Annotated in this window: 18 protein-coding genes and 1 other annotated feature; of the genes, 3 read left to right on the top strand and 15 right to left on the bottom strand. The window is 43.2% G+C overall.

Annotated elements, in window-relative coordinates:
• The first annotated feature begins 117 nt into the window (after nt 1-117).
• Nucleotides 118-804: a universal stress protein gene (locus tag NYE23_RS01165; protein ID WP_341074914.1), complete on the top strand. Its 687-nt coding sequence runs from the start codon at nt 118-120 to the stop codon at nt 802-804.
• Between the two features lie 57 nt (nt 805-861).
• Here NYE23_RS01165 and NYE23_RS01160 read toward each other — a convergent pair whose 3' ends face one another.
• From NYE23_RS01160 to nadB, 8 genes are all read right to left on the bottom strand, one after another.
• Nucleotides 862-1,446: a tyrosine-type recombinase/integrase gene (locus NYE23_RS01160; protein ID WP_341074912.1), complete on the bottom strand. Its 585-nt coding sequence runs from the start codon at nt 1,444-1,446 to the stop codon at nt 862-864.
• 139 nt (nt 1,447-1,585) lie between these two features.
• Entirely contained in the window at nt 1,586-2,134 is a 549-nt protein-coding gene (locus tag NYE23_RS01155) for an intercompartmental signaling factor BofC (protein ID WP_341074911.1), read from the bottom strand.
• Nucleotides 2,135-2,295: 161 nt separating this feature from the next.
• Nucleotides 2,296-3,039 carry a YhcN/YlaJ family sporulation lipoprotein gene (locus NYE23_RS01150; protein ID WP_341074910.1) on the bottom strand — a complete coding sequence of 248 codons (744 nt, stop codon included), beginning with the start codon at nt 3,037-3,039 and terminating at the stop codon, nt 2,296-2,298.
• Nucleotides 3,040-3,152: 113 nt separating this feature from the next.
• Complete coding sequence (locus NYE23_RS01145; protein ID WP_341074909.1) at nt 3,153-4,145, bottom strand: phosphotransferase; 993 nt, start codon at nt 4,143-4,145, stop codon at nt 3,153-3,155.
• Entirely contained in the window at nt 4,129-5,958 is a 1,830-nt protein-coding gene (safA, locus tag NYE23_RS01140; protein ID WP_341074907.1) for a SafA/ExsA family spore coat assembly protein, read from the bottom strand. Before safA ends, NYE23_RS01145 begins: the two co-directional genes overlap by 17 nt.
• A gap of 428 nt (nt 5,959-6,386) precedes the next feature.
• On the bottom strand, nt 6,387-7,493 hold the full coding sequence (nadA, locus tag NYE23_RS01135) for a quinolinate synthase NadA (protein ID WP_341074906.1): 1,107 nt from the start codon (nt 7,491-7,493) through the stop codon (nt 6,387-6,389).
• 26 nt (nt 7,494-7,519) lie between these two features.
• Entirely contained in the window at nt 7,520-8,356 is an 837-nt protein-coding gene (gene nadC, locus NYE23_RS01130; protein WP_341074904.1) for a carboxylating nicotinate-nucleotide diphosphorylase, read from the bottom strand.
• Nucleotides 8,325-9,908: an L-aspartate oxidase gene (nadB, locus tag NYE23_RS01125; protein ID WP_341074902.1), complete on the bottom strand. Its 1,584-nt coding sequence runs from the start codon at nt 9,906-9,908 to the stop codon at nt 8,325-8,327. Before nadB ends, nadC begins: the two co-directional genes overlap by 32 nt.
• 103 nt (nt 9,909-10,011) lie before the next feature.
• On the opposite strand from nadB, the gene NYE23_RS01120 reads away from it, so the two are divergent.
• Together NYE23_RS01120 and NYE23_RS01115 are read left to right on the top strand one after the other, a co-directional pair.
• Nucleotides 10,012-11,193, top strand: a complete 1,182-nt coding sequence (locus NYE23_RS01120; RefSeq protein ID WP_341074900.1) for an IscS subfamily cysteine desulfurase — start codon at nt 10,012-10,014, stop codon at nt 11,191-11,193.
• 63 nt (nt 11,194-11,256) lie between these two features.
• Entirely contained in the window at nt 11,257-11,799 is a 543-nt protein-coding gene (locus NYE23_RS01115; protein WP_341074899.1) for a transcription repressor NadR, read from the top strand.
• Nucleotides 11,800-11,847: 48 nt separating this feature from the next.
• On the opposite strand, the gene pheA is transcribed toward NYE23_RS01115, so the two are convergent.
• From pheA to rplU, 7 genes are all read right to left on the bottom strand, one after another.
• Nucleotides 11,848-12,726: a prephenate dehydratase gene (pheA, locus tag NYE23_RS01110; RefSeq protein ID WP_341074898.1), complete on the bottom strand. Its 879-nt coding sequence runs from the start codon at nt 12,724-12,726 to the stop codon at nt 11,848-11,850.
• Between the two features lie 132 nt (nt 12,727-12,858).
• Nucleotides 12,859-13,314 carry an ACT domain-containing protein gene (locus NYE23_RS01105; RefSeq protein ID WP_053434259.1) on the bottom strand — a complete coding sequence of 152 codons (456 nt, stop codon included), beginning with the start codon at nt 13,312-13,314 and terminating at the stop codon, nt 12,859-12,861.
• A gap of 25 nt (nt 13,315-13,339) precedes the next feature.
• The gene (gene obgE, locus NYE23_RS01100; RefSeq protein WP_341074895.1) at nt 13,340-14,632 is read right to left on the bottom strand and encodes a GTPase ObgE; all 1,293 of its coding nucleotides are present in this window, start codon (nt 14,630-14,632) and stop codon (nt 13,340-13,342) included.
• 142 nt (nt 14,633-14,774) lie between these two features.
• A complete protein-coding gene (locus tag NYE23_RS01095) occupies nt 14,775-15,326 on the bottom strand; it encodes a sporulation initiation phosphotransferase B (RefSeq protein ID WP_341074893.1) in 552 nt (183 codons plus the stop codon).
• Between the two features lie 239 nt (nt 15,327-15,565).
• Entirely contained in the window at nt 15,566-15,859 is a 294-nt protein-coding gene (gene rpmA / locus NYE23_RS01090) for a 50S ribosomal protein L27 (protein ID WP_009333115.1), read from the bottom strand.
• Entirely contained in the window at nt 15,860-16,198 is a 339-nt protein-coding gene (locus NYE23_RS01085) for a ribosomal-processing cysteine protease Prp (RefSeq protein ID WP_341074892.1), read from the bottom strand.
• A 14-nt stretch (nt 16,199-16,212) separates the two neighbouring features.
• Complete coding sequence (gene rplU / locus NYE23_RS01080; RefSeq protein WP_035331309.1) at nt 16,213-16,521, bottom strand: 50S ribosomal protein L21; 309 nt, start codon at nt 16,519-16,521, stop codon at nt 16,213-16,215.
• Nucleotides 16,522-16,534: 13 nt separating this feature from the next.
• Nucleotides 16,535-16,614: a sequence feature (ribosomal protein L21 leader region), on the bottom strand.
• Between the last annotated feature and the right edge of the window lie 384 nt (nt 16,615-16,998).

Here is a 16,998-nt window from a genome sequence, read left to right as displayed (position 1 = left end):
AGAGATTGATTAAATTTCTTGAATGACATTGACTGTTCAGGTTGCATAAGCTATAGTCATACATAGTTTAATTTATGGACACTACTATTTTTCACATCTATTCGAGGTGAGTTTACAGTGAAGAAACTAAAAGGACGAATGGACGAAAGCATCCTTGTCTGCGTTTATTACGGCCCAAATGGTGAAAAGTTAATTCGCCGCGGATGCCAAATAGCAAGTATGCTAGATTGTCCTTTATATATTTTGACCATTGATCCAAAACCTTTTGATGAAATGGATGCTGAGAAATCACATTACATCACTAGGTGGAAACAATTAGCCGAACACTTTAGTGCTGATGCTTTCATTTTGAAGGATAATGATAAGCGGCCAGTATCAAAAGTTATCACCGAAGTGGCAAGAGAAAAAGGCATTACACAAATAATTCTTGGCCAAACAGCTCAAAGCCGCTGGGAACAAATTGCCAAGGGATCCATCATCAATACACTTCTTCGTGAAATTCCATTTGTGGATCTTCATATCATTTCTGTGTCCCGTTACCTGAAAGATCAGGAGGGGCAGTTTGAAAAAGGCGTCCGAGCATACCTCGTTAAGGATGGAAGCAACTATCGTGTGACATTCAAACATACGAAGGATGCTGAATATGAAGGAATCTTTTTTAAAGATCAGGGCACTGACTTTAATAATGGGGTTTTTAAATTTATGAAAGACCAGAAGACACTTCAAGTCATCGTAACTGAAGACATTATATCTGACTTAACTAATGTTGATTTAGATGATTCCTTGAATGATGAAGATGAATAATGAATAATTCCTCCTCTGCTGAAATGCGGAGGAGTTTTTTTATGCTTTCAAATCGGACTAGAGATTAACATCCACTTTGATTAATTGCTTTTGGCCTCTCTCAATTCCTAAATATCGCAATGTTTCAGCTGAGGAGTGGTGATTATATATGGACATAATGATCGATATGGCAATCCCTTTTCTGTAAGCATGATAACCAAAGGTTTTACGGAGTGTGTGTGTTCCGATTTTCCCCTGTATTCCCGCTTCCTTTGCAGCACTATTTATGATCCGATAAGCCTGCTGGCGGGTTATTGGCTGGTTATTCTTCTTGGATTTGAAAAGAAAATCGCACTCAGTAAAATCATGCTGGGAAAAATATTTTTTTAATTCTTTTTTTACACTGTTATTTACAAAATACGCTTTTTGTTCATTGCTATTTTTTGATTCAGCACCATTGTTTAAATCATCAATATAAATAAATTCCTTTATTTCTTTCCCATCTGAAACATCACTGATTCTTAAAGAAAGCAGATCACTGACTCTAATGCCCGTATTTATTCCCAATACAAACAGCAATAGGTCCCGCTGTGATTGTTTCTTTAGTATCTCTTTAATTTTATTGATACTTTTGATGTCCTTGATAGGATCAACATACTCCACTAGATTCCCTCCTGCATCTAATGTTACTTAACTATATGCTATCAGAAACTAAGTAACATTACAAACATTTCATATGTCTTTTTGTTTATAACAGAAACATGCAAGAGAAGTACATTCCCTTGCATGTTTCAATGCTTTTTCAATTCGCCTGCTTTTCACCGGCAGTATAGCTTTTAAAGGTTTCAAGAACTTCCACATATCGATCTTTTGAAACAATAGGTATTCCGTTTTTTAATTCTTCACATTTTGTGCTTTCTAATTTTCCTAAGTCGATTTGAAAGAATGACTGAATAATATTCGTTTTTTGCGGCTTTCCATTGAAAATGGTCAGGGTTCCGTCCTCCGTTACACCGAAATACCCATTTGCTTTTAATAACGGTGAAATATCATCCATTTCCCTGCGGAATACCATATAATCTATATCCATATCAACAAGCTGCCATTGATCATATTTAGCCCAGAAATCTTCAAGAGTCCATATGGTTTCCTCTATCGTTTCCTGGCTCACTTCCCCATCCAAATACTCCCTTTCCAAAATGACCTCCATCTTAAGCGGACCTTCAATTTGTTCCTCTGCTGCCATAGCATATAGAGATGTGCTGTTAGATAAAAAATTGAATACATCCGGATGGAAGAAGAGATAAAAGGAAGCAGCTCCTGCTATTAGCAAGCCCCATATGGATCTCATGATCGATCACCTCGATTAAATAGTAACTTCTTCACTATCTGCCTGAGCCTGTTTTTCCCAGATCTTTATGATTAGTGTGGCCAAAATTTTCATGTTTATCCTGAAATAATTTTATATGTGAAAAGGGGCAAAGCATAGCTGCTTTACCCCTTGCTACTTCGTTATTTTTCCCTGCGGAATAAGTTTTTCAAATCCCAATCAATTTGCTCTCTTGGGCCTCCATCACGAAGATTGTTATCAATGTTTCTTAAACGGCTGAATGTTCCTTCGTCTGTTACCACCTTTGCAGATCTTCCACGCAAATATGGCTCAACAGCTTCATGAATCGCTTCTTTCGTTTGTTCTTCCTTATCGTAATCAGTCAGATCTACAGCAATCAAAACATTGCTGCCATACGTAACAGATCTGACGTCTTCAACATTCGGAACAGATGCTGTAACGTTGCCGATTTTTTCAGCAAGCTCACCTTCATAAGCCTGATAATAGGAATTTTTAGCTTGTCGCGTATTATCATCGAGATGCCCGTGATAATTTGCATCGCTATGACTAAAACGATTATCTTTCATGAAAAAGCTGCGATCTCTGTCTGCAATAGGAATAGTAGGGTTTCCGGTATTTTCGTTCCGGACTCTCCCGGCATTATTGCCCACTTGGTTATAACGGGTACTTTTCCCCTCGCCTCCAAGCGTATGATCCATCATTTCTGTCAGCGGCCCGTCATTATCTGTACCATCTTCCACCCGGACATTTCCGCCGCGGTTTCCGTGATTCTCATTCGAGTAATATCCCATGGGCTGACCAATTTCATTGTTCCGTTCGACACCTGCTTCTTCGTTCGTTCCGCATCCTGTCAATCCCATTGATAAAATGGCAGCCATCGGCACTGCAAGCAGTTTCTTGTGCAAGCGAAAAACCCCCTCGCTAATATTACAAGCCCTGAGCATTTCTGCTCTTATTTAGCTTGTGAGCGAAGAGAGGCTTTCATTCTGTCCATTTACGTCCAATTTTTTAATGAGCATTATTTGTTTTTGTCATTTGCAGCATATTTAAGAGCTTTAATAAAACGCTGTCTTTCAGCAAACTGGCCTACAGTTAAGTCCAGAACAGGACGGATTTTCACAGAATCAAGATACGATCTATCCCTTATTACACGATTCCATTCCCTGAATATATCAGTAGGAAATGCCAAAGCATGAAGAAAGCCCTTTTCTTCAAGATTGGATTTTAAGATGGGGTATTTTCTCAGATCTTCAAAGGACCAATTCATATAAGGAAGGATGCGATTTGCATACTGCAGATAATCAGAATGAGGAGCCCCTATTGCTACCAGGTCAAAATCGAGCAAATATAAAGATTGATCTTTTGCTCTGAGAAAATTATGATGTGCTACATCACCGTGCAGAATTACCTGCTTCCCCGACTGAAAAAGCCAGGCTTCGTCTTCAATGCCTTTTAAGGACCAATCTGCCCAGGCTAATAGCTCATTAATAATTTCTTTTTGGACAAAATATCTTACTACAGGGAGATTATTAAGGAAAAGGGTTGCTCTTTCTCTCCACTTGTCCGCTTGCCTATATGCCGGCACAACCGTTTGATAGCGGCCGACCAGCCTCTCTGTAGTAACGTGGAATCTCTTCAGCAGCTCCAGCCCTTCTAAACGATCTGTCTTCAGGTAATAAGTAAAAACTTCTTTCGAAGGCGGTAAATACTCCATACAGCCGTAATAAGTCCTGTCAAAAAACAAAGGCGGTTCCTTGGCAAGTTCGTAAAAGATATATGTTTTGGAAAATCCTTCTTTCATTAATGAAGAGGTGAATGCTTCCTGAAGCTTTAGACGGTGATAGGATGAAAACCCTTTTAGTATATAGGATCTTTCCTGTGTCCTCAGTAAATAAACCTTCTTTCGGATTGGCTTTAATTCTTCAATTTTAAATGGCAGCTGATCCTGCAAATAGGAGAGGAGACGATTTTGAACTAAATCGTCTCCTCCATTATTAACCGTCGTATTCACTGCTTTCGTCTATGTTTCTTGGCATTCCGAAAGGCGCTCCGCCCATTGGGCCAAAGCCCTGACCGAACCCTGGTCCCGGGCCATAGCCGAATCCCGGACCATACCCCTGCCCTGGGCCAAATCCTGGTCCTGGTCCGTAACCTCCAGGAGCAAATTGCGGTCCTCCACAGCCGCAATCATTGGAAGCTCCCATCACCGAGCCAGGCATTAATGGCTTTTGAGACATGTCTGGGGATTCTTCCATTCCCTGCACCTGTGGCATCTGATGCGGCATTTGCATTCCCATGTCTTCTGCCCCCATCACACCCGGTGGCATCTGGTGCGGCATCTGTGGCATCATCGCTCCCTGTACCTGCGGCATCTGGTGCGGCATCTGGTGCGGCATCTGCGGCATCATCGCTCCCTGTACCTGCGGCATCTGGTGCGGCATCTGCGGCATCATCGCTCCCTGTACCTGTGGCATCTGGTGCGGCATCTGCGGCATCATCGCTCCCTGTACCTGTGGCATCTGGTGTGGCATCTGCGGCATCATCGCTCCCTGTACCTGCGGCATCTGGTGCGGCATTTGCGGCATCATCGCTCCCTGTACCTGATGTGGCATCTGCTGTCCCATATCTTCCGCTCCCATCACACCCGATGGCATTTGAGCCATTGGCATAAACGGCGAAGATTCATCATAATCCGGACTTTCTACTCCGGCCATCATACCCATATGAGGCATTTGATGCTCAGGCATCATTGCTCCCTGTACCTGTGGCATCTGGTGCGGCATCTGCGGCATCATCGCTCCCTGTACCTGTGGCATCTGATGCGGCATCTGCGGCATCATCGCTCCCTGTACCTGTGGCATCTGGTGCGGCATCTGCGGCATCTGCGGCATCATCGCTCCCTGTACCTGTGGCATCTGGTGCGGCATCTGCGGCATCATCGCTCCCTGTACCTGTGGCATCTGGTGTGGCATCTGCGGCATCATTGCTCCCTGCACTTGAGGGAATGGCATTTGCGGGTAACATGGATTATAAGGATACATCGGCTGATATTGACCTCCTTGATGTGTATAAAGAGATGATTCGCTTTCCGGCGATTCAGGGCTTTCTTGATTTGAATACGGCTTTACCTGCGGAAGGATATTAACTGGTTTAGGCGGGAGCTGGGGCTGCGGCTTAGATTCTGAAATTGGCAACGGTTTTTGCTGTGGTTTTGTTTCTGCAGGCTTCACTGGTTTTTCCTTTGCTTTAACCTCTTTAGCAGGCAGAGGTTTCTGCTGCTGCGGTTTAACCTCTTTTGCCGGCAGCGGCTTTTGCTGCGGTGCCGGCTGTTGAATATTCATCATGTAATAATTATTTATATCAATTTCCGGCATAATCGGCTTTGGCATTTTTGGTGTATAAGGTTTTTTTGGAACTTCCTTGGGTGCTTCTGCTTTTGGGGCAGTTTTAGGCACTTCTTTTGGAATTTCCACCTTTGGTGCCGTTACTTTTGGCATTTCCTTTTTTGGCGCTACTTTTAACGGCTTCTCCTTTGGTGCTTCAGCTTTCGGCATGGTAATAGGTTTCTCTTTGGCAAAAGGCTGTTCTGCTTTTGGCATCTCCTTTTTGGCACCCAAATTTATTTTTGCTTCCGGTTTTCCTCCAATAGGAGCTTCTTTTTTTATAGAACCTCCACTTGCAGGAACTTTTATTTTCATACCGGGCATAATCATATCAGGGTTGCTGAGCTGTGTATTCATCTTTTTCAGCTCTTCAAAATTCACGCCGTACTTTTTGGCAATCTTCCAAAGAGTATCCCCTTTCTGTACGATATGGATTTTCACTCTGAATTCCCTCCTATGCTTAAGGTGATGCTTCCATCTGTGATGGCTGGCCTGAGGTCCACAAGATGTGGGTCACACAGAATTTGCCGCATGCGCGGCTTTCTCAGTCTGTGCCCTAATCAGCATTTACGGGCATTTCATCCATTTATGCGAAAGGTGCAGATTAGTGCCCGTTAATCTCGATGAGTCCATATAGTGTATGAAGGATTGGGCAAATTGCTAACAATCTACACAAAAAGATATGCTTTTTTTCCGGGAATTATGATTCATCGTTTCATACAGATACCCATCACAGCAATGGGCAGCAAGGCAATAAAAAAATCCTCCTGCAGTGGAGAATTTTTTTATTTAGGCATACCTTCAGCGGAGTATATTTTACGCTGCGCGCTAATTTTCAATTTTAGCGGCCTGCAGACTTTATGCCACAATTATGGACGTTCAAGCATCCTGTCAAGTGCCAGTTTAGCATATGCCGCAGTTGGCTCTTCAACCTGAATCAGATTTTGGCTTTCACCCTCCCCGATTGCTTCAAGAGACCAAACCAGGTGCGGCAAATCGATTCGGTTCATGGTCAGGCAAGGACACATATGCGGGTTAAGTGAGATAATTTTCTTATCCTGATGCCGTGCGATAATCCTTTTAACTAAATTCATCTCTGTACCGATTGCCCAGGAAGATCCAGGCTCTGAGTGTTCAATTGCATCGATAATGTAATTGGTTGACCCGGCCATATCGGAAAGCTCCACCACTTCTCTCCTGCATTCGGGATGAACAATGATTTTCATATCGGGATAATGTTCGCGAACTTCTTTGACATTTTCAATAGTAAAGTTTTCATGAACAGAACAATGGCCTTTCCAAAGAATCACTTTTATGTCCTCCAGCTCTCCTTCATATTCCAGCTGATCTGTAATAGGGTTCCAAACAGCCATTTCTTCAAGAGCTATTCCCAGGTTATATGCTGTATTTCTTCCAAGATGCTGATCAGGCAGAAAAAGAATTCTCGGCTTCTGCTCAAAGGCCCAGCTCACCATTTTTTCAGCATTCGATGAAGTAACTGTAGCTCCCCCGTAACGGCCAACAAAAGCCTTTATGGCCGCAGTAGAGTTTACATACGTTAGAGGAAGCATAGTATCGCCAAACATATTCTGCAGCTTCGTCCAGGCTCTTTCTGTTTGGCTGATATCAGCCATATCAGCCATGGAACAGCCTGCACGCATATCAGGCAAAATCACCTTTTGATGTGGAGATGTTAATATATCCGCCGTTTCAGCCATAAAGTGCACTCCGCAAAATACAATATATTCCGCCTCGGTATTCTCCTGTGAAAGCTGTGCAAGCTTGAGGGAATCACCTGTAGCGTCCGCAAATTGGATGACCTCATCCTTCTGATAATGATGACCCGGAATGAACAGCTTATTCCCAAACCTTTTTTTTATTTCTCGTGCCCGATCCTCCAGTTCCTTTACAGTCATCATCCGATATTTTTCCGGAAGAATTTTTGCTTGTTTTTCTGCTGTCTGAAAAATATTCATTTGCTCCAAACCCCTTTTTCGACAATTTATTCCACAATAACCTTCACGCTTATATCAAGTGATTTCACAGAATGGGTAAGAAAGCCGAGGGAAATGAAATCAACCCCTGTATCGCTGTAAGCTTGCAGGTTATCCAGGGTAATTCCTCCGGATGCTTCAGTCACTATCCCATTCGGCACGCTTCTGATCCACTCTTTTATCTCTTCCGGACTCCTGTTGTCAAACATGATTACATCTGCACCTGCTTCAACTGCTTCCAGAACTTGTTCTTTTGTTTCCGTTTCAACTTCGACTTTTACCATATGCCCAATTTTTGAACGCACTTCTTCCACAGCTTTCGCAATTGAACCGGCAAAAGAAATATGGTTGTCTTTAATCATGACTGCATCATAGAGGCCATATCGATGATTAAATCCCCCTCCTGACCTGACTGCATATTTTTCAAGCATTCTCAGGCCTGGAGTAGTTTTTCTTGTATCACAGATTTTTGTATATGAACTGTTCAGAACCCGGACAGCCTCACTTGTTTTTGTGGCTATTCCGCTCATTCTTTGGAGCAGATTCAAAATAACTCTTTCTCCTTTTAATAAATCCGATACCGGCCCTGCGGCTTCAGCAAGGATTTGACCTTTCTCGATCCATTCTCCATCCTTTACTTTTATATTGACTTCAGCCGCCGGGTTCAGCACCTTAAATCCTGACCTGACTATTTCTTCACCGCAAAAAATCCCATTGTCTTTTGCCAGAAAAATGACTTTTCCTGTCTGGCTCTCTCCAAAAATAAGTTCACTTGTCAGGTCGCGGTCACCAATGTCCTCAAGAAAATATTGTTCAAGTTGCAATCGCAGCTTTAATTTGTTCATTTTCACCATTCCTTTCAGCTTTTCGGCAGTGAATAATCCTTTTTCCAAGCCATTCCGGGCTTTCGAAAGGATAATCCTGCCGGAAATGACCACCCCGGCTCTCTGTTCGCCTTAATGCAGAATCTGTGATTAGATAGGCTGCAATCAGCATAAAAGCCCGTGTTATTTCCTCTATTGAAAAATGTTCAAGATCTGCTTTTATCCATTCTTCAATTTTGCAGCCTTCAAGCCAGGCCATCTGAGCGAAAAGCCCTTCCTTTGTTTTGATAATCCCGGCATTGTTCATCATGTTCATTTTAATTTCTTCAATGGAAGGTAAATCTTCTTTAAATGGCCACCTTAATTCCAGGTTATGAATTTGCTGTTCTTCAGCAGGTTCACTATAAGGCTGTTCATTAAGCCAATCCGCAAGCCTCTTGCCGCAATACAGCCCTTCCAGCAGGGAATTGCTTGCAAGCCGGTTAGCGCCATGTATGCCTGTGCAGGCAGCTTCACCAATCGCATACAGGCCGGGAATGCTGGTGCGGCCAATTAAATCAGTTTTTATTCCTCCCATTAAAAAGTGACTTCCGGGAGAAACAGGAATTTTCCCAAGGTCTAAATTTACGCCGTTTTCTTCACATATTTTTGTTATGGTCGGAAATCGGGATTTAAAGTTTTCGATTGAAGAGATATCCAGGAACACGGTCTTCCCCTTCCCCAGCGAATGATAAATGGCCTGTGACACTATATGTCTAGGCGCTAAATCACCCTGTGGGTGAAGACCTTCCATTACAAGGCTCCCGTCTTCTGTAATAAGACGGCCGCCCTCTCCCCTTACAGCTTCAGAGATCAGCCCCAGTGCTTTGCCGTCTTTATAGAGAAGTGTGGGGTGAAATTGTATGAACTCCATATCAGCTATTTCTGCCCCGGCCCTGTATGCTAAGGCAATCCCATCTCCTGTTACGGTGGCGGCATTGGAGGTATATTCATACAGCTGGCCGCAGCCCCCCGTAGCAAGCACAACATGAGAGGAAAAGAATCGATGAATGGCACCAGCAGAATCTTTTCCTTTTAGCCCCATACACCTGCCGTCTTTTTCATTTATGAGCAATTGGAATACAAGAATATCTTCTAAGATTCGTACGTTAGGATTTTGCTTTAACAGCATAAAATCGATGACTGTTTTTCCTGTGCTGTCTCCGCCCCCATGAACAATTCTATTTTCTGAATGAGCCCCTTCCCTTCCTAACGCAAGGGATCCATCAGAATCTATATCAAACAGGCATCCCTCCTGATTCAGCTCTTTTATCAGGGATGGCGCCTCACTGGTCAGGGACAGCACTGCATCAGAATCATTATGAAATCTTCCTGCTTCGAGTGTATCCATGTAGTGTTTTGATGGGTGATCATTTTTTCCCAGGGCAGCTGCAATACCGCCCTGCGCCATATATGAGTTTCCATTTTTCACAGTCGACTTTGTGAGAATAATCACATTTAAGTCCTGGCGCAGCTTTTTTGCCAACTGCAGAGCGGCTACCCCGCTTCCAATAATTAAAACGTCGGCATTCATTATTTTTTACCTCCTGTTTTTACAGGTGTCTTGACACCTATATTTACACAGATTTAGAATTATGACAAGAGGTTTTCATAGTTTAAGAGGAACTTCTGACTTTTTGAACGATTTAATTAGAAAGCGAAAGCAGGTGGGGAGCATTAAATATTTCGATTATGCAGCATCTTGTCCGCTCGACAGAGAAGCGGCAAATGCCTATATAAAAGCCTCAACTGAATACTTTGGCAATTCGAGCAGCCTTCATGATACCGGGAGCGCAGCAGAAGGGCTCCTTGAAAATTGCAGGAGGGAATTGGCTGGAATTTTAGGCGTTAAGAGTGAAGGAATCTATTTTACCAGCGGAGGTACGGAAAGCAATTTTCTTGCAATAGCAGCGTTGCTGTCTGCTTCTGAAAAATCAGGTAAACATGTCATAACGGGAATCGCTGAACATTCATCCATTCATAGTGTTTTAGAGAAATTACACATTGAGAAAGGCTATGAAATCACAAAAATTCCTTTTGGTGAAGATGGCCGTATAGACCTGAAAAAATTAAGTTCCGCCGTCAGGGATGATACCGTCTTAGTTACCATACAGCACGGCAATTCTGAAATCGGCACATTGCAGCCTCTCCTTGAGATCAGCGGCCTTTGCAGGGAAAGGCAAATATTGCTGCATAGTGATTGTGTCCATTCTTTTGGCAAATCAGATTTAAAAGAGGTCGCCCGCTTAGCTGATAGCCTGTCCTTTTCTGCACATAAATTTTATGGGCCAAAAGGGGTCGGAGGAGTTTACTTAAAACCAGGCATGCGGTGGAGCTCATTCTTACCCGGAATTTCACATGAAAAGGGATTCAGGCCAGGCACCGTAAATCTTCCGGGAGTTGTTGGGATGACAGTCGCTGCACAGAAAGCTTATGTAAATTTAAACAAGCATAACAGCCATTTCCAAATGCTGCGAGAAGTACTGCTGAAGGAACTTGAACCTGCACAGGAGAAATTCGTAATATACGATTTTACAGGCTCTCACCAGCTTCCTTCTACATTGGGGCTTCGGCTAAAAGGAGTGGAAGGACAATATATCATGCTCGAATGCAATAGGCTCGGATTTGCCATATCAACAGGAAGTGCATGCAGCACAGGCTTGCAAACTGTTTCTAAAACGATGGAGGCACTGGGAGTTGCAGATAAAAAAGGCAAAGAATTTATCAGGATTTCTTTCGGATGGAATACATCTGCTGAGGATGCAAAGGCATTGGGGGAAAAGCTGGCTATCATGGCCCGTGAACTCGTACTGCTCTAATTTTTTCTTCTGCCGTTCCTTATGTTAGAATGAGACATTATCGGATTATAAGGGTGAGAAAATATGAATGAACAAAAAAAGGTGCTCGGAGAAGAGCGGAGGACCTTTCTGCTTCAGCTGCTGAAAGAAAGCGGACAGCCCATTACAGGAGGCGACCTTGCAGCAAAAACAAATGTAAGCAGACAGGTAATTGTTGGGGATATCACCCTTCTAAAAGCTAGAAAAGAGCCAATCATTGCCACGAGCCAGGGTTATATGTATCTTCATCAGGCTTTTTCTGCATCATCAGCCGAGCGGGTCATTGCTTGTCATCATGACCCTGCGAGGACTGAAGAAGAATTGAATTTGCTTGTCGATCATGGAGTTACTGTAAAAGATGTAAGAATTGAACATCCCGTCTATGGTGACTTAACTGCATCGGTTATGGTATCTACCCGCCAGGAAGTCAAGCAATTTATGGATAAAATTACTTCCACAAAGGCTTCTTTCTTATCAGAATTAACAGATGGCATCCACCTCCATACTCTTTCTGCAGCCTCAGAACGAAAACTCGATGAAGCTGAGAAATTATTAAAAGATGCGGGATTTCTTATTAACCTGGAATAGCTTTAAATACAAAAAGGACCCGGATATGTATTTGCCGGATCCTTTTTTTTATTCCTGCAGAACTCTGCTGTTCTTATTCCGAAGCTGAAAATACGGATAGCTGCCCAAAACCTTAACACTGCAGCCCAATGCCTCCAATTCAGCAGCTGCCCCAGGGATCAGGACGTCATCCAATTTCATATCCACGTCAATGATAAAGAAATAATTTCCCAATCCCGTTTTCATCGGTCTTGATTCAATCTTAGTCAAATTGAGCTTCCTCCAGGCAAATGCCGAAAGCACCTGATGAAGTGCCCCTGACCTGTCAGCCGGCAGCGTCACCATAACAGTCGTCTTGTGCCCTGCAAATTCCTTGCGTTCTTCGCTGATTGACAATTCTTTATTGGCTAAAACAATGAACTTTGTATGGTTATAATCGAAATCATGGATATCCTCTTTAACGATCGTCAATCCATATACTTCCGCAGCTAATTCATTAGCTATGGCACCTGCCCGCAAGTCTGGATTTTCTTTTACAAATTGAGCTGCTGCGGCTGTAGAAGTAGTGCTTTCACAAGGGATTCCTTTCAGCTCTTTATGCAGAAATTTATGACATTGTGCAATAGCATGGGAATGACTATAAACCACATCGGTTTTATCCCACTCCTTAACATGAGCTGGATGAACCATAAAATGCTGGCGAATAGGAGCTGTCAGTTCGCCGATAATCGGAAAATCCGCTTCATGGATTAAATAGTCCAATGTAATGTTCACTGAGCCTTCCAATGCGTTTTCAAGAGGAACTACCGCCAGCTCTATTTCATTCTCATTTAAAGCATCAAAACAGGCAGGTATCGTTGGGTAGGCAACGGCTGTCTCATTAGGGAACAAGCTCCTGGCTGCAATATCTGTAAAAGTGGCTTTAGGTCCTAAAAATCCTAACTTCACGGTAATTACCTCCTTTTTATTCAGACTTATTTTAAATGACTGAAAACTCCCTTCATTCTTTATTACTTTAACATATGTATGTGATTTACAAAATAAAAAATGAAAAAAGGGCAGGGTACAGAGCACATTTTCTCATGCACCCGTTCCCAGCACCTCTACTTTTTCCACAAACTCCAATTTTCGAAGCCTTGCCAATAGTTCCTCAATCTCGATGCCCATTTCAGTTACATTCAGGGAAAGCGTGACATTTGCCCTTCCCTGAAGGGGAATGGTCTGGTGAATTGTTAAGACATTGCACCCCGATGAAGCCACAACGCCTAATAAATGTGATAAAGTCCCCGACCTGTCTTCCAGGTGAAAGAATAAAGTGATCAGCCGTTCTTTGACAACAGTATGGAAAGGGAACACAGTGTCTCTATATTTATAAAAAGCACTTCTGCTCAAATCAACTTTCTGGACAGCATCCCAAACCGATTCGGCTTTTCCCCTTTCGATCATTTCCTTCGCATCCAATGTTTTCTTCATGGCTTCAGGCAAAACATCTTCGCGAACCAAATAAAATTTCTTATCGAATCTATCTTTTCTCATTTCTCCACCCCGTCAATCGAGAAGGTTAGTCAATAAACTCGAATTCATAATCAAGCAGCTTAACGGTATCACCGTCTTTTGCTCCTTTTTCACGAAGAGCATCATCCACACCCATTCCGCGCAGCTGTCTGGCAAACCTGCGGACAGATTCATCTCTTGAGAAGTCAGTCATCTTAAAGAGTTTCTCAATAGCATCGCCTGAAACAACGAACACTCCTGCAGGGTCTCTCGTAATGACAAATTCAGTCTGTTCAGCTTCATGCTTGTAAAGAACGCGGTGGACACCTGTGTCTTCCTCTTCTTCATGTGACAGCGGGAATTCAGGGGTTTCTTCAACCTTATCTGCAACGGCAAATAATAAATCCCTTAACCCTTGTCTTGTTAGAGCGGATATCGGGAAAATCGGATAATCTTCATCAAGCTGTTCCTTGAATTTATTTAGATTTTCCTCTGCATCAGGCATGTCCATTTTATTAGCCACAATGATTTGCGGCCTTTCTGTGAGACGCAGGTTATATTCTTTTAATTCTTTATTGATCGTTAGGTAGTCTTCAAAAGGATCTCTGCCCTCAACTGCAGCCATATCGATAACATGAACAATAACCCTTGTTCTTTCAATATGCCGCAAAAACTGATGGCCAAGTCCTACTCCCGAATGGGCGCCTTCAATTAATCCAGGCAAGTCTGCCATAACAAAGCTGCGTCCATCTTCAGTCTCAACCATTCCCAAATTGGGGGCAATTGTCGTAAAGTGGTATTCTGCAATCTTCGGTCTTGCTGATGATACAACTGACAGTAAAGTCGATTTTCCGACGCTTGGGAAACCCACTAAACCAACATCAGCTAAAAGCTTGAGCTCCAGCACAACATCTCGTTCCTGGCCCGGTTCGCCATGTTCGGACAATTCAGGAGCAGGATTAGCAGGTGTCGCAAATCGGGTATTTCCCCTGCCTCCGCGGCCCCCGCGTGCTATGACAGCTCTTTGCCCGTGCTCAGTCAGATCGGCGATTACTTCCCCGGATTCAGCATCTGTTACAACTGTTCCCGGCGGTACTTTAACAATCATGTCTTTTGAATTTCTTCCATGCTGGTTTTTGGACATGCCATGCTCACCGCGTGGAGCTTTAAAATGGCGCTGATAGCGGAAATCCATTAACGTGCGCAATCCTTCATTCACTTCAAAAACAACATTGGCGCCCTTGCCGCCATCTCCGCCGGCCGGGCCTCCGTTCGGCACATATTTTTCCCGGCGGAAAGCAACCATTCCGTTGCCCCCGTCCCCGCCTTTAACATAAACTTTGACTTGATCGACAAACATATATTAATTCCTCCCGTCTGCAGTATGTCCCGATTGTCTGGCATTCAGCCAGATTACCGGCACTGACCGGATCCGCTTCTTACAGTTAAGAAGTGCCCAGCCTGCAGAGTTTCACACTTAGTATTGCTTTTTTTATCAGATATCACTCTCTGCCATTCGCAATGAATGGCACAAATAATTCCAGTGCCAGCTCCTCTTCAGCTAATTCCTGAAGAGCGGCCGTTATGTCAGTGTTCTTCTTTTTAAAGAACTTCTCCAATTGATCCATATCTGTTAGTATTCCGCTAAAATCAAAAAAGAAACGAGCCCCATCTTTTTCATGCCTGATGGATACAGATAAATGATTATCATGGTAAGGCTTTACTGATGAGTCCAAAATGGCCAAAAAAGAGCCTGTCCACTCAGAAAGGACAGAGTCATCCAAACGCCCGGCAATGGGATCATCGAGCACCTCATATTCAAGCTGAAAGTAGTGGTTCTCCCAATTATAAGTTAATAAAAGCGAAGCAAACCCAGGAAGATTCAAATTTGAAAGTCTTGCTTCCTGCTGTGCTTCCACCACAATTTCATCTATGATTTCCTTAGCCCTGTCTATCTTATTAAGGGAAAGGTTGCCTTTAATTAATTGTATTTTATTCAGCCAGTCATGCCGGGCATGACGCAGCACTTCAATCATATTCCAGTCTTTTTCCATATATGCACTCCTGTATGGTTATTAGGCTGTCAGAAGACTGTGCTTGCTGTAAGTATATCAAAAAACATAGGTACAGTAAGCAAATTTATGATAAATAAGAAAATATTGCTTATGCGATGAAGAGCTGCTGTCTTCTGCTGCTATAGATTCATTAGATAAAATATGAAGTGCACCGGCGGTTTTTTTTGCCAAAAAAAGAAAACCCTAACCTTGTGGGGCTAGGGTTTTCTCGAAAAGGCTTACGCCTCTTGAGCTGCAGGATATACGCTCACTTGCTTGCGGTCACGTCCAAGACGCTCGAATTTAACAACACCGTCAACTTTCGCGAATAGTGTGTCATCGCCGCCTTTACCCACGTTTACACCTGGGTAGATCTTAGTACCGCGCTGACGGTATAGGATTGAGCCGCCAGTAACGAATTGTCCGTCCGCACGCTTAGCGCCAAGACGCTTAGAGATTGAATCACGGCCGTTCTTTGTAGAACCTACTCCCTTTTTAGAAGCGAACAACTGAAGATCTAATTTTAATAGCATTTATTCCACCTCCTGCTTTTTGAAGGTAATTTTTATATACTTTCCGTAGTCCTCTTCAATCGTCTGCAATGAAACAACCATGCCTTCAAGCAGAAGCTGCACTTTCTCATTCATGTCATCCTGAAGATCAGGAAGGACACAGCGGAGAAAGCCCTCTCCATGGCTGATCTCTGGTGTCACGCCGGTTAGGGCATGGACAGCATTAATGGCACCGATGGAAACGGCAGATACGCCTGCACAGACGATATCCTTGCCTCTGTTTGCGAAAAATGCATGACCGCTTATTTCAAACAAATGAATATTACCGGAATCTTTACGAATAATCGTAATTTCAATCATCTTAAATCGCCTGATTAAGCGTTGATTTTTTCAATCACAACTTTAGTGTAAGGCTGACGATGACCTTGCTTCTTACGATAGTTTTTCTTCGCTTTGTACTTGAATACAGTGATTTTCTTTTGACGGCCTTGTTTTTCAACTTTAGCTGTAACAGTAGCACCTTCAACTACAGGGCTTCCTACTTTTACGCTGTCTCCGCCAACGAAAAGAACCTTTTCAAAAGTAACTGTTTCGCCTGCTTCAGCGTTAAGCTTTTCGATGTAGATAGCTTGACCTTCTTCTACACGTAATTGCTTTCCGCCAGTTTCGATAATCGCGTACATGAACTGCACCTCCTCTTAGACTAAGACTCGCCATCCCAGGCGCCGACACGAAATGCGGGCTTATGTACCTGTTCTGTGCGGTTGTAGCACGGGTGCGCTACAAACATAACATAAAAATCCTATCATATAATGATTTATCATGTCAATAAGAATTATATGATTCTCTTTTTTTGCACCTGAAAGTAACTATTTTGCGTGCCTATACAATTATAATGTTAATGGGGCTATTAGGGAAGTGGGAAATACTGCACTTAGAAAAGCGCATGCGCCTTGATCACGAAGGAACGCAGACTAAGGTCGCCACGTCCTGTGGCAACGTCTGCATGACCTGCATCCTCCCAAAAGCTGACGCTTTTGGTCGTGCGAAGATTATGCTGACGAAGCCTTCCTTGTCCTGCGGGAATCAAGCACAAGACGAGCCTCACGGAAAGGTGTTCTTTGCCTTTTTGGGAGGCTTGCCCCAAATGTAGAGGCGAC

It is taken from the genome of Cytobacillus sp. FSL H8-0458, assembly GCF_038002165.1.
GTDB lineage: Bacteria > Bacillota > Bacilli > Bacillales > Cytobacillaceae > Cytobacillus.
This window is presented reverse-complemented; position numbering and strand designations above follow the sequence as displayed.

Bases quoted from the DNA above. Each gene is read 5' to 3' on its own strand.
- NYE23_RS01155 (WP_341074911.1), bottom strand. From the start codon at position 2,134: ATGAGATCCATATGGGGCTTGCTAATAGCAGGAGCTGCTTCCTTTTAT.
- nadA (WP_341074906.1), bottom strand. From the start codon at position 7,493: ATGAATATTTTTCAGACAGCAGAAAAACAAGCAAAAATTCTTCCGGAA.
- nadC (WP_341074904.1), bottom strand. From the start codon at position 8,356: ATGAACAAATTAAAGCTGCGATTGCAACTTGAACAATATTTTCTTGAG.
- nadB (WP_341074902.1), bottom strand. From the start codon at position 9,908: ATGAATGCCGACGTTTTAATTATTGGAAGCGGGGTAGCCGCTCTGCAG.
- NYE23_RS01115 (WP_341074899.1), top strand. From the start codon at position 11,257: ATGAATGAACAAAAAAAGGTGCTCGGAGAAGAGCGGAGGACCTTTCTG.
- NYE23_RS01105 (WP_053434259.1), bottom strand. From the start codon at position 13,314: ATGAGAAAAGATAGATTCGATAAGAAATTTTATTTGGTTCGCGAAGAT.
- obgE (WP_341074895.1), bottom strand. From the start codon at position 14,632: ATGTTTGTCGATCAAGTCAAAGTTTATGTTAAAGGCGGGGACGGGGGC.
- NYE23_RS01095 (WP_341074893.1), bottom strand. From the start codon at position 15,326: ATGGAAAAAGACTGGAATATGATTGAAGTGCTGCGTCATGCCCGGCAT.
- rpmA (WP_009333115.1), bottom strand. From the start codon at position 15,859: ATGCTATTAAAATTAGATCTTCAGTTGTTCGCTTCTAAAAAGGGAGTA.
- NYE23_RS01085 (WP_341074892.1), bottom strand. From the start codon at position 16,198: ATGATTGAAATTACGATTATTCGTAAAGATTCCGGTAATATTCATTTG.
- rplU (WP_035331309.1), bottom strand. From the start codon at position 16,521: ATGTACGCGATTATCGAAACTGGCGGAAAGCAATTACGTGTAGAAGAA.